Annotated in this window: 11 protein-coding genes; 5 read left to right on the top strand and 6 right to left on the bottom strand. The window is 69.9% G+C overall.

Going from position 1 to position 12,778, the window contains the following annotated elements:
* Positions 1–152: 152 nt before the first annotated feature.
* Complete coding sequence (locus C6A86_RS18005) at positions 153–2,474, bottom strand: AAA family ATPase (protein WP_105365458.1); 2,322 nt, start codon at positions 2,472–2,474, stop codon at positions 153–155.
* 239 nt (positions 2,475–2,713) lie between these two features.
* Between C6A86_RS18005 and C6A86_RS18000 the strand changes: the two genes are divergently transcribed.
* Positions 2,714–4,354: a hypothetical protein gene (locus C6A86_RS18000; protein WP_311100815.1), complete on the top strand. Its 1,641-nt coding sequence runs from the start codon at positions 2,714–2,716 to the stop codon at positions 4,352–4,354.
* Between the two features lie 101 nt (positions 4,355–4,455).
* Here the strand turns inward: C6A86_RS18000 and C6A86_RS17995 are convergent, their stop codons facing one another.
* Positions 4,456–4,878, bottom strand: a complete 423-nt coding sequence (locus C6A86_RS17995) for a hypothetical protein (protein ID WP_105365442.1) — start codon at positions 4,876–4,878, stop codon at positions 4,456–4,458.
* Entirely contained in the window at positions 4,878–5,618 is a 741-nt protein-coding gene (locus tag C6A86_RS17990; protein ID WP_105365443.1) for an SDR family NAD(P)-dependent oxidoreductase, read from the bottom strand. The genes C6A86_RS17995 and C6A86_RS17990 overlap by 1 nt, the downstream gene beginning before the upstream one ends.
* 64 nt (positions 5,619–5,682) lie before the next feature.
* On the opposite strand from C6A86_RS17990, the gene C6A86_RS17985 reads away from it, so the two are divergent.
* The 3 genes from C6A86_RS17985 (at position 5,683) to C6A86_RS17975 (ending at position 8,862) form a co-directional block, all read left to right on the top strand.
* Positions 5,683–6,219: a hypothetical protein gene (locus C6A86_RS17985; protein ID WP_105365444.1), complete on the top strand. Its 537-nt coding sequence runs from the start codon at positions 5,683–5,685 to the stop codon at positions 6,217–6,219.
* Positions 6,220–6,292: 73 nt separating this feature from the next.
* Positions 6,293–7,321, top strand: coding sequence for a dihydrodipicolinate reductase (locus C6A86_RS17980; protein WP_233213186.1), 1,029 nt, complete (start codon positions 6,293–6,295; stop codon positions 7,319–7,321).
* Positions 7,321–8,862 (top strand): acetolactate synthase large subunit, encoded by a 1,542-nt coding sequence (locus C6A86_RS17975; RefSeq protein WP_105365445.1) that lies wholly within the window; start codon positions 7,321–7,323, stop codon positions 8,860–8,862. The genes C6A86_RS17980 and C6A86_RS17975 overlap by 1 nt, the downstream gene beginning before the upstream one ends.
* Here C6A86_RS17975 and C6A86_RS17970 read toward each other — a convergent pair.
* Positions 8,859–9,938 (bottom strand): SAM-dependent methyltransferase, encoded by a 1,080-nt coding sequence (locus tag C6A86_RS17970; RefSeq protein ID WP_105365446.1) that lies wholly within the window; start codon positions 9,936–9,938, stop codon positions 8,859–8,861. The two genes, C6A86_RS17975 and C6A86_RS17970, sit on opposite strands and share 4 nt — an antisense overlap.
* 66 nt (positions 9,939–10,004) lie before the next feature.
* Between C6A86_RS17970 and C6A86_RS17965 the strand changes: the two genes are divergently transcribed.
* Positions 10,005–10,745 carry an SHOCT domain-containing protein gene (locus C6A86_RS17965; protein WP_105365447.1) on the top strand — a complete coding sequence of 247 codons (741 nt, stop codon included), beginning with the start codon at positions 10,005–10,007 and terminating at the stop codon, positions 10,743–10,745.
* A 13-nt stretch (positions 10,746–10,758) separates the two neighbouring features.
* Here the strand turns inward: C6A86_RS17965 and C6A86_RS17960 are convergent, their stop codons facing one another.
* Together C6A86_RS17960 and C6A86_RS17955 are read right to left on the bottom strand one after the other, a co-directional pair.
* Positions 10,759–11,889, bottom strand: coding sequence for a beta-mannosidase (locus tag C6A86_RS17960; RefSeq protein ID WP_105365448.1), 1,131 nt, complete (start codon positions 11,887–11,889; stop codon positions 10,759–10,761).
* Positions 11,890–11,914: 25 nt separating this feature from the next.
* The gene (locus C6A86_RS17955) at positions 11,915–12,778 is read right to left on the bottom strand and encodes a hypothetical protein (protein WP_105365449.1); all 864 of its coding nucleotides are present in this window, start codon (positions 12,776–12,778) and stop codon (positions 11,915–11,917) included.

Below are 12,778 nucleotides of genomic sequence, written 5' to 3'. Positions count from 1 at the left end.
GCGATGGCACCGGGATCCGGGGGATCGAGAGCACTACGCGTGCTGAACGCCAGGGGCGAGATCGAGCTGAGGGTTGTGTTTTGGGGGTGATGGGCCTTGTTTCACGACCCTCAGCTCGATCTCGCACCTAGGACGCCGAGGGCATGTTCCCCTCAGCGACGGTTCGCTCGGCTGCCGGAGCCGACCCAGGCCAGGAAGTCGTCGGCCGAGATCACCGGCTTGCCCAGTTCGTGGGCCTTGCGGGCCTTGCCCGACTGGGTGCCGACCTCGGCGGTGACGAGTACCTCGCAGCGGGTCTTGGTCACCGTCTTCACCGGCGCCAGCCCGGCCGCCGCGGCGAGCCGCGACATCTCCTCCCGGGAGACCTCGCGGCCGGCGGCGTCCTGCGCGGTGCCGGTGAAACAGACGCGGGCGCCCGGCACCAGGACCGATTCGATCGAGGTGCCGGTCAGCGCCGATTCGACGGTGTCGTCCACGATCTCGACACCGAGCAGCTGTTGCGCGGCCCGCAGCCGCGCCACCGCATCCTCGGTGAGGCGGACCCTGGTGGCCGCCGCACGCAGCTGGCCGGCCACCGAATGCCGTGCCCCGGCGATCCACGGGGTGGCCGGCAGGTCCTCGACGGGACGCTGCACACCGAGCAGCGCGGGACCGATCTGCCTGCTGACGGCCAGCAGCGCCGAGAGCGCGGGCAGCGCCGTCAGCGTCGGCGTCGCCAGCGTGTGGCTGCGGGTGACCAGATGCCCGGACCACGATTCTGGGGGATCGCCGAACGGGGTCGCACCCGAGGGGCCGGCACCCGATGCGGTGAACGCGGCCAGCGTGGCCGTCGCCTGCTCCAGCGCGGAGCCCGACGATGCGACCGCGCGGCGCCCCAGTTCCACACCGAGCGGCATCGCCGTCACCTGGCCGAGGCGTTTGAGCTCGAAGTCGATCAGGCCCAGCGTCTCGTCGATGCCCGCGCCCACCGGTGTGCAGCCGGTCAGCATCGGGGCGATCACCCCCCATGCCTCGGCGAGGGTCGGTGCGAGCAGGATGTCGGACACGCCGATCCCGTACGCCGTGCGCGCGTCGGCCAGATCGCGTTGCGGGTTGACCAGGGTGCTCACCGCCGTGCCGTCCTCGAAGGCGACGGCGAGCTCCACCGGACGGGGCCGCGACATCCGGCCCTCGTCGCCGACGGTCGATATCGCGATGGCGCAGAACCGGTGCGCGCCGCCGTCCTCGCCCGTGCCCTGCAGGAACCGCGCGATCCGGCGGTCGGTCTTCAGATCCTTGGGGAGCACCGGACGTTTGAGCACCAGCCCGCTCATCGAGGTGCACCGGCTGAGCGCCACGTAGAGCTGGCCGTAGGAGAACATGCCGCCGGTCAGATCGACGACGAGGCGGTCCAGCGTCTGGCCCTGGCTCTTGTGGATGGTGATCGCCCAGGCGAGCTTGAACGGCAGTTGGGTGAAGGTGCCGCAGACCTCGTGGCGCAGCGAGCCGCCGTCCACGACCGGCTGGGTGGCCTCCCAGGTGTTGAGCCCCACCTCGGCGCGGCTGCCGTCGGTGAACTCGACAACGACGGCGGCCTCCGGGCCGGCGACCCGGGCGACCACCTTGCCCAGCGTCCCGTTGACCCAGCGATCGGACTGGTCGTTGGTGAGCATCATGATCTGGGCGCCGACCTTGAACCGCAGGATGTCGTCGGCGGGTGGGTCGAACAGGCTCAGATCACCGGTCTGGCGGGCGTGCTGCACGATCTCCTCGCCGGCGAGGCGCTCCAGCTGCTGCCGGTTGCGGGCGGTCACCAGCCGGTTCGTCGGCGCGAGCGTCAACCAGAACTCGTCATCGGGTGGCACGAAATCGGGATCGGTGCGCGCATTGAGCTGCTCCTGGGCGTGCCCGAGCAGCAGGCCCTCGCGGATCTCGTTGAGGATCGCGGTCATCCGGTCGTCGCCGAGCTGGCGGAACACCGTCGTCAACGCCACCATCGGGAACTCGTCGCGGTGGAACGTGTCGGCGGAGAAGAAGTACGGGGTGGCGTACCGGTCGGTGAAGAACGCGGCCTCGGCCTCGGTGACGACCGGGGGCAGTTGGTACAGGTCGCCGACCAGGACGATCTGCACGCCCCCGAACGCGCTGCCCGGGTCGGGGCCGAAACGGTGCAACGCGGCGGCGATCTTGTCGAACAGGTCGGCGCGGACCATCGACGCCTCGTCGATGATGAGAGTGTCCAGCGCCTTGAGCGTCCTGGCGAACCGGCCGGGGTAGTAGCGGCCGGTGCTGATGTCGGTGAGGCTGGTGGTGCTGGTGAAGCCGAACAGCCGGTGGATGGTGTACCCCTCGACATTGAGGGCCGCGATACCGGTGGGCGCGACGACGACGCAATTGCGATCCGTCTGGGACATGAACCGGCGGATCAGTGTCGACTTTCCGGTGCCGGCCTTGCCGGTGAGGAAGACGTGTCTGCCCTGCGCCAACAGGGCCATGGCGTCGCGGAACTCGTCGGTCAGTACGAACTCGCGGGCGGGCACGCGACGATGGTGTCAGATCGCCCTGAGCGAACACGCGGCGTTCTCCCGCTCCGGGTTGTAACGCCGTGGCGCTCACGGCGATGAACTATTCGAGACAGCTGCTGGGCCAGAGGGCCGGTGTCGGGGGAGATGACTGCGAATCGCAGTAGTGGCTGAGAATTGCCCTGCTCCGGAAATCGAGGAGTCGAAGCACGATGGGTGCAGCGCGTGAGGAATTCCTGAGGCGAAGCATGGTGGCCGGATTGGCCTCCACCGTGGTGATATCGCTGACCGCACTCACCGCCGGCGTGGCGCCGGCGGCCGCCGAACCCGAGATCGTGGCGACGACGACGGCGGAGGCTCCGCAGGAGTCCGGCGGATCGGGCGGCCAGGGACGCGGCAGCCAGGAGGAGTCGCCGTACGTCGAACCGGCCGTGACCGCTGAGGCGCCGGCGCAGACCCAGGCACCCGCGGCCACCCAGGCACCGGCCCAGACCGAGGCACCCGTCGTGACGCAGGCGCCGGTGCAGACCGTGGCGCCGGTCGAGACGCCGCGGGCGACCGTCGCCCCCGAGACCGTGGCCCCGCAGCCCGAGCCCGCACCGGCGCCGGCACCCAAGCCGCAGCCCGCGGTCGAGCAGCCGACGACCACCAGCACCAAGCGGCCCAGCACGCAGGTCACCACGTCCCCGTCGGCGCCGACCGCCGAACCAGAGGACACACCGTCATCGCGGCCGGCGCCGTCCAGCTCGGCTGCCCCGAGCCCGGCACCCTCGTCCGCGTCCGCCGGGCCCGCACCGTCCAGCGAGGCGCCGTCCAGGACGGACGTGCCCCGGACCGCGGACGAGGCACCGGAATCCAGCGCGACCCCCACCGAGACGTCCGCTGAAACCTCCGCCGAGACATCCGCTGAAACCTCTGCCGAGGAAGGGGTTTCCGAGACATCGGCGGTCGAGCAGCAGGCCGCGCGCGTCACCAAGACGCTCAAGCCCGAGGTTCTGGACGCCCCGGTCGCCGACGTCCAGCTCGCCGCCAGCGCCAAGCCGGTGGAGGTCAACCCGGAGCCGGCCAAGCTTGAGGAGCTCGCGCAGCTGTCGTCGTTGGTCGGCGTGTCGAATGAGCGGGACCGCCTCGACGAGGAGCGCCGTCAACTGCGGGAAGACCAGCGCGAGTTGCGGGACGACCAGCGCGAACTGCGCGCCGAGCAGCGCGACTGGGATAACCGGGTGCGCCAGTGGAGCCCGGATTGGGTGCAGTACGACGAGTTCTACCGGCCCATGATCGTCAACCCCTACCGGGATCCGGTGCGGATCGTCTACGAGTACGAGAACCGGCCGCGGGTCGTGACGATCCCGCCGTTGCAGCGGATGGTCATGTACGTGGCCGACCTTGCGGCCTACAGCTTCACCGCGGTGGTGCTCAACACCGTCAACACGGTGGTCAGCACCGCGGTGGGCGTGGCGGTGGGCAGCTTCTTCGGCGGCGGCTTCATCCCGAACATCGCGAACATCGGGAACTTTGCGCCGCCGCCCCCGCCGCCGCTGTTCCGCTATGACGACGTGCCGGTGCAGGTGCGCTACTCGGACGCGGTGTACGAGCCCTTCCGGGTGCAGCGCATCGTCGACGTCGGTGACGACGCACGCTACGGCGAGCGCCGGGTGCTGCTCGACGGCGTGACCCCGGCCTGGGGCGTGTGGAAGCAGAACGCCGCTGGCGAACGGCAATTCGAGATCCACCGCACCCAGCAGTACCCGGGCCTGGACACCCCGCGTGAGGGTCCGCTGCCCGGCGACTACCGGTTGCGGCTGGCGTCGGAGGAGGCTCCCTCGACTCCGGCGGCGGCCAGACCGCACTGATCATTGCGGCCGTCGCCTGCGCGGTGCTCAGCCTCGGAGCCGTCGGTGCGGCCGGTCTGATGGGCCGGCGCCGGCAGGTGTAGCCGCGCCAGTCGGCGCGCTCAGGCGTGCACATTGCGCAGGCCGACGGCCCCGCGCAGGCCCGAGCAGTTGACGCATCCGACGCAACCCACACAGTCGGTGCAGGCCACGCAGCCGATGCAGGCCCGGCACTGCTGGCAGGCCACGCATCCGATGCAGGCCACGCACCCGACGAGCGCCGCGCACAGCAGCAGGAACGCGCTGCCCACCACGGCGAAACCACCGGCGACCCCGGCGCTGCCGCCGGTGCCGATCGAGCCGGCGACACCGGCGCTTTGCACGGTGGCGATCGACCCGGCGACCGCGGCGCTGCCCACGGTGCCGATCGAACCGGCCACCGCCGCACTGCCGACGGTGGCGATGGAACCCTGCACCGCGATGCTGCCCACGGTCGCGACAGAGTCGGTGCCGACCGAGCCTGTCTCGGAGCGGATCTCGTTCATCAGTCGGCGCCCTTCCCGTTGTCGACGCGGTACACCGCGCCGTGGATCGCGGCCGCGTCATCGCTGGCCAGGAACGCGATGGTCTTCGCGACATCGACCGGATCCATCATTCCGCGCGGGGCGGCGATCCGCATGATCAGCTCCCAGTCGGCGTCCTCCGGTGCGGAGAACTCGGTGACCTGCGCGGTCAGCATCCCGCCCGGGCACACCGCGTTGACCCGGAGCGTCTCCTTGGTGAACTCGACGGCCATCGCGCGGGTCAACCCGATCAGTCCGTGCTTGGCCGCGCAGTAGCCCGCCGAATACACCTCGCCCTCGACGCCGGCCACCGAGGAGACGTTGACGATGTTGCCGCCGGATTCCAGCAGATGCGGCAGCGCGGCCCGGCTCAGATAGAACGGCCCGTTGAGGTTGACCGCCAGATCGAGATCCCAGTCCGCGTCGGTCACCGACGCGGTGCGCCGCATCTGGTGGAAGCCCGCCACATTGGCCAGCACATCGATGCGCCCGAACGCCGCGACGCAGTCTTCGACGGCCTGCTTGCACGCGTCGGCGGTGCCGATGTCATAGGACCCGAACCGGCCGCCGGGCACCTCGGCGAACACGTCGGCCATCCGGTCACCGTCACGGGCCACCCCGTACACCGTCGCGCCGCGTTCGGCGAACAGCTTTGCCGTCGCCGCGCCGAGCCCGGCCGACGCGCCCGTCACCAATGCCACTTTTCCGTCCAATGAGGTCATGTTCGTGACTCTCTCACGGGGCAAACCGCGGACGTGCCAGAGGCGTGCTGCAATACTGCGAGGTGTGAACATACTTCGCGGGTTGTTCAGTGTCGTGCTGCTCACCCTGGGCATGGTCGGCTTTGCCGCACCGGCCCAGGCGAACCCGCAGCAGCAGGTGCTGGAGGGCAACTACACCTATAAGCAGGAGGGGTTGCCGGACGCGAACTGGACGATCTTCCCGGTCTGCGTGCCGGTGGTGGGTGACCTGCGGGCCGAGATCCGGGATCCGGTCGCCTGCATCCTGCACGTCGCTTCGACCCCGTCGGCGGTGGCCCGGGGTGGCGACGCGAAGCTCACCGGCGGCGTGTGGGCCTACAGCGTGAGAACAGTGGACGGGCTCACCTGCCCCGACGGTGGTACGGCGCCGATCGACGAGACCTTCAAGTTCGACACCAGGACCATGACCGGCACCCGCACCATGTCGCACAGCCAGGTGTGCGGGCTGCCGGCAACGCTGGACACCAAGCCGTTCTCCATCAGCTTCCGCGATCCGCTGCCGATCCCGGTCAACGAGTACCCCCTGGTCTGCGAGCCCGGCGGCCTGAAGCGCTGCTGGTAGCTCCGCCGTTTTCTCCGAGAGGAAGTTCGTGACCAAACGCGTCGTGGTCTGGGGTACCGGTTTCGTCGGGACAATGGTGATCGCCGAGATCGTGAAACACCCGCACTTCGAGCTCGTCGGGGTGGGGGTGAGCAACCCCGACAAGGTGGGCCGCGATGTCGGCGAGATCTGTTCTCTGGGTGCACCCTTGGGGCTGACGGCGACCGACGACATCGACGCGCTGATCGCCCTGAAACCCGATGCCCTGGTGCACTACGGACCGACGGCCGCGCAGGCCGACGCCAACATCGAACTGATCGGCCGGTTCCTGCGGGCCGGTATCGATGTCAGCTCGACGGCGATGACACCGTGGGTGTGGCCGAAGATGCACCTCAACCCGCCGAACTGGATCCAGCCGATCACCGACGCCTGCGAGGCCGGGGGAGCGTCGTGCTTCACCACCGGTATCGACCCGGGGTTCGCCAACGATCTGTTCCCGCTGACGCTGATGGGCCTGTGCTCGGAAGTGCAGACGGTGCGGGCCTCGGAGTTGCTCGACTACACGAACTACACGGGCGATTATGAGTTCGAGATGGGCATCGGTCGGCCACCGGAGTACCGGCCGCTGCTGGAAAGCCCGGAGATCCTGATCATGGCCTGGGGCGCCACGGTTCCGATGATTGCGCACGCGGCAGGCATCACGCTCGATGACATCACCACCAGCTGGGAGAAATGGGTGACCCCGGAGGACCGTAAGTCCGCCAAGGGAGTCATCGAGGCGGGCAAGGTGGCCGCGGTCCGGTTCACCATCAACGGCCGGTTCCACGGTGAGACCCGCATCCAGCTCGAGCATGTCAACCGGATCGGGCTCGACGCCGCCCCGGACTGGCCGACCGGCAACGACAACGATGTGTACCGCGTCGATATCGAAGGCACGCCCAGCATCTCGCAGGAGACCGCCTTCCGGTTCACCGACGGTTCCGGGCGTGACGCCGCCGCCGCGGGCTGTCTGGCCACCGGGCTGCGCGCGCTCAACGCGGTACCCGCCGTCAACGATCTGCCGCCGGGCTGGGTGACCGCGCTGGATCTGCCGCTCATCCCGGGTGCCGGCACGATTCGCTGATGACCACCGGAGCAAGCACCGTCCTGCAGCGGCTCCTGGCGGGCGGGGTGTCGGTGTGCTTCGCCAACCCCGGCACCTCGGAAATGCATTTCGTTGCCGCACTGGATGACAGCCCGCAGATGCGCGCGGTGCTGTGCCTGTTCGAAGGGGTCGCCACCGGCGCGGCCGACGGCTACGCCCGCATCGCCGGCGGGCCCGCGGCCACCCTGCTTCACCTGGGCCCGGGACTGGCCAACGGGTTGGCGAACCTGCACAACGCCCGGCGGGCGCACACCCCGGTGGTGAACGTGGTCGGTGATCACGCCACCCACCACGTGGAGTTCGATGCCCCGCTGGAATCGGATATCGAGGCCCTGGCCACCTGGCCGGAAGGCCTGGTCTTCCGGCCGCATTCGGCATCCGGGCTCGCCGCATCCGTCGACGCGGCGATCGCCGGTGCCCTCGGCCCGCCGGGCCGGGTCGCGACGGTGATCCTGCCCGCCGACTACTCATGGGGTCCGGCGGAGCCGGGCGCACCGCTGTCCGAACCCGCACCGCCGGATGCCGGCCACGGAGGGATCGGGGTACCGGCGGTGGCCGAGATGCTGCGCGAGTACGCAGCGAACACCGTTGTGCTGCTGGGTGGCTCGGCCACCACCGCCGAAGGCCTGCGGGCCGCGGCCCGGATAGCCGCTGCGACGGGGGCGCGGCTCCTGGTGGAGACATTCCCGGCCCGGCTCGCACGCGGCCGCGGGATTCCGGCCACCGAGCGGCTGGCCTACCTGGCCGAGCAGGCCGAAACACAGCTCGCCGGTGCGACCCAACTGATCCTGGTCGGTACCCGCGCCCCGGTGGCGTTCTTCGCCTACCCGGGCCGGGCCAGCGGCCTGGTGCCCAGCGGTGCGCAGGTGCACACGCTGGACCCCGCCGACCTCGACGCGCTCGCCGAGCATCTCGGTGCACCCCCGGTGCCGACCGCGGAGGCGGCGCCGCCCGCGCTGCCGAAAGGCGCACTCACCGTGGCGAATTGGGCCGAGGTCATCGGTGCGCTGCTACCGGAGAACGCCATCATCTCCGATGAAGCCAATACCAGCGGTGTGCTGCTGCCCGCGGCGACCGCCGCGTCGCCCGCCCATGATGTGTTGACGCTGACCGGCGGTGCGATCGGTCAAGGTCTGCCGGTGGCCGTCGGTGCCGCGGTGGCCGCCCCGGACCGGCCGGTCATCGCGCTGCAGGCCGACGGCAGCGCGCTGTACACGATCTCGGCGCTGTGGACGATGGCGCGCGAACACCTCGATATCACCGTGGTCATCCTCAACAACCATGCCTATGCGATTCTGCAGCTGGAATTGGCCCGCGTCGGCGCGACGGGCGATGGCGACCGTGCCAGGTCGCTGCTCGACATCGGTCGGCCGGATATCGACTTCGTGGCCATTGCCCACGGTTTCGGCGTGCCGGCGACGCGGGCCACCACAGCCGAGGAGCTCGCCGAGCAGTTCGGTGCGGCACTGGCCGAACCGGGCCCGCATCTGATCGACGCCGCCGTTCCCGCCTGGGGTTAGCGTGGCGGCCGGGGCCGCTTGTGCAACACCACCTGGGCCATCGGGATCTGCATCTGTTCCGGGGCGTCTGCCAACCGGGCCGCCACCCCGGCTTCGAGCGCATCACAGAACGGCGCACGCCGATCGGCGGCGAGGGCGCCGGCCAGCGTCTGGAACACCGCGGCTCGCAGGAACGAGGCCCACTGGTCTCCGAAAGCCGTTGCATCCCGGTCCTTCTGGTACTGCCTCCAGAACCGGTCCTCGGCGTCGAACACCTCCAGGTGCTCAATGGTGAGCTGCTCGAGGCGCCCGGACGGGGCGAACGGGGTGGTGAAGTCGACCGCCCGGCGCCCGCTGATCGGGATGCACATCCCGGTCAGTTCGTCGGCGGAGATGACCTCGCGCTGCACCAGTTCGGCCAGTTCGGCCATCAGCGCCGCGAACAACGGTCGATAGCCGAACTCGCCGTTCTCGGCGACGGCCATCGTCATCACCACCGCCCGTCCGCCCGGACACAGCTCGCGCCCCCGGTAGGCGACGAACTCATGCCAGTCGCGGGCGGCAAGCCGTTGGTGGGCCGCACGCGTTTCCGCGTCGGCGCTGAACGAGGCGTGGACATGATCGGTGACCGGCGCGGGTAGCCTGCTCAGCCACAGCACCGACCACGAGGACCAGCCCAGGCTGACGGTGTTGGATGGCAGGATCTGGCTGTAGAACGACCGGCCGACCGCCGAGGAGAACGCCGCCTGGTCGTGGCGCAGATAGCTGTCGGGATCCTCGCGCAAGGTGCTGAACAGGGCGCTGAAGTCGTTCTCCGGCACATCGGTGTGCGTGACCAGCACGGACTGATCGGGACGGGTCCGTTTCCGCAGCGCCGAGATCGCCGCGTTGATCGGCAGCAGCGAATTGTGACCGTTGGCGGCGCCGTAGTCCGCGATCACGATCGGCAACGGCGCAGCCGGGATCGGTATCGCCCGGGCGGCCTCCTCGAACAACGCGATGGCCTGCGTCAGCCCGGCGGCCTGCAGCCGTGCACTCGCGCTGTAGTCACCGCTGCCGACCGGCACCGGACGCACCACCACGCTTGATTCGGGCATGCCGTGAGGGTAGTCCCGTCCCGCGGTACGCGCCGTCAAAGCCGGCGTCGTGCCAGACTTCCAGCCATGAGTCCGGCAACGGTTCCGCGTGTGCTCACCCTCCTGGCCGGGATGGGCATGGTGGTGGCCGGCATCGGGTTCATCGTGGCACTGATTCTCAACGCGTTCGTCTTCGACAGGTACAACGCGTACGGCGAGGTGCCCATCCCCGGTGCGGCGACATTGCAGCTCCCCGCCGGCGAGGTCACCATCAGCTTTCACACCCAGATCATCGGCAGCACCAGCGGTGGTGGCCTGCCGATACCCGACCTGCAGCTGGGCATCGACCCACCCGCCGGGGCACCCGAACCCGTGATCACCGAGAGCATCGGCGGCACCACCACGGTGAACAACGACGCCCGGGTCCGGGTGTGGGTGGCCCGGATCGCCGAGGACGGCGCCTACCGGATCCGCACCGACGGCAATGTCGGGGCATACCTGAGCCCGCGGCTGGCCTTCGGTCACGGCAGTCAATGGGGCGCGCTGCCGTGGTGGTGCGCGGCGGCGTTCGGGCTCGCCCTCGTGGGGCTGGTCATCGCGCGGATCTGGGCCGCCAGGGTGCGCCGCGCCCCGCGCCCGGTACCCACCGGCCCACCGCCGCCGACCTTCACGATCGGCGACACACCCGCGGCGCCGCACTCCTACATCCCCACCGAGGACGGTATCCGCATCGAGCAGCTGAAAAACCTGGCCGCCCTGCGTGATTGCGGCGCGCTGACCGACGCGGAGTTCGAATCCGAGAAGCGCAGGCTGCTCGGCGGCCGGTGATGCGCCGGACGCGTCAGCCGGGGGCGGTTCCGACCAGTCTCATCAGCGGGTCGGCGGGCCCGATGTCGAGGGTGCATTCCCGGGGACGCGGGTCCGGGACGAAGGCCCAGAACATCGCCCCCGCGGTGCCCTGTCTGCGCATCTCGGTGAAGGCGTCACGGAGCACCCGTTCCCGCTCGTCCAACGAACCGCAGGACCCGGCCGCCATCCCGATCTCGGTGATCAGCAGCGGCTTGTTCAACGCCCGGGCCTGCTGGGCGCGCCGCGCGAGCCCGTCGAACGCGTTCCCCGGCAGGTAGTCGATGCCGTGGTAGAAGTGATATTCCAGCACGTCGACCCCGGGGGACGAATTCACGTACCCGAACGCCGCACCGGCCGAACCGCACTGACCGCCACCGGCGTGCCCGCTGAAAATCGTTGTGCCGGGATCGAGTTCGCGGATTCGGGCGCCGGTGGCGTCGAAGAAGGCGCGCAGCACCTCCGCCGAGTCCGGGTGACAGTAGCGCCGGGTCCAGTCGCACTGCGGATCCCGGCAATCCGACGGTTCGGGTTCGCCCACGGCCGTCCAGCCGGCCAGCGCCGGTGAATCGGCCCAGCGTCGCACCACGGCGTCCATCCACGCCCGGAAGGTCATCGGCAGGCCGGGCGCGTTCTCGGTGTGCCAGCCCCCTGCGTACCAGCCGTAGTCCTTGAAGGAGTCGCCTTCGCAGCTGCCCTCGCTGCTGGAGAGCACCGCGATGAGCAGCTGGCCGTGGCGTTCGGCGGCGCGGACCACCGCATCGAGCGCGCTGAAGTCGAGGAGCCCGGTGTGCCTGTTCACCGCGAGGCTGGCGAACGCATTGAACCTGGTCAGCGAATGTGGTTGCAGCTGACCGAAATACGTGTCGAGATCCACCTGGGCGCCGCATCCGGCATTTACCGACCAGTCGGTGGCCAGCTGGTAGGCGTTGATGCCGATCGGCCACCAGGGTTGGCCGTCCAACGTCAGGGACGTCCCCGACACCCCGAGTTCAGGGATCTCCGGCGCCGCCGTCGTCCTCGCCGGTGCCCGTTGCGGGTTGTCCGGCAGCGGGGACGCGCACGCGATGGCGGCGATCATCATCGCCACCCCCAGGACCATGGTGAGCAATTGCCGCCCCGACATGGGCAGAGCCTAATGCCCGGCAGGCTCAGTGCACACCCAACAGGCGGGCGTCGACCGACACGACGTCGGAGCCTTCGCCCGGTAGCCGGACCGCGAGGTTGCCGTCCGCATCGACGCGGTTGCCGACGATCCGGACGAACGCGATGCCCACCGGTAGCCCGGGGGCCGCGGCACCCGAGGCGTCGACGGGGTGATCGGTCAGCAGGATCGCCCGTTTTCGCGCCAGATGCTTGCGCTCGGGGGAGGGCGGAATGGCCGCCGGCGCCCCGGGCGGTGGCAGCCAACGATCCTCGTGCCGCCCGGCGCGGCACTGCTCGGCGAAGGCGAGCGCCGCGCCACGGTCATCGGAGAACAAGTCGTACATCGCGATGTCGATGCCGAAGAACTCGCGGTACTCACCGTCCCGTTGCGGCATCGGGGTTCTCAGGTACCGCCGACCGCTGGAGCGTTCGATGCCGAGTTCGATCACGAGAGCGCCGTCGCGCAACTCGTGCACCGTGTCGAAGGCGTAGACCGCGGGTGCGGTCACCACCTCCGAGCCTTTGTCGGTGTCGGCATCGGTGCCGTGCAGCCGGAGCCCCAGCCGCACCAACCCGAAGGCGACGGCGGCCACCAGTGCGGCTAGCAACGTTCCTGCGGCAAGCGCCACCAGGGGATAGAAGAAGGTGTAACCGTCTGCCTGCCAGGCATATACGATCGCCGCCACATAGACGGCGATCACCGACGCCGGTATCCCGATGACGGCGAGCAGCACGCCGACCACCGCCACGCCGGGCGCACCGCTGTCACTGAGCGTGACGCTCATGGCGCCGGCGTACACCGACAGGCCCACCCAGCCGAGCAGGGCGACGAACAGCAGGATCGTCGCGACGGCGTCAACGGCGTGCAT

Source organism: Mycobacterium sp. ITM-2016-00316 (assembly GCF_002968335.2).
Lineage (GTDB): Bacteria > Actinomycetota > Actinomycetes > Mycobacteriales > Mycobacteriaceae > Mycobacterium.
This window is presented reverse-complemented; position numbering and strand designations above follow the sequence as displayed.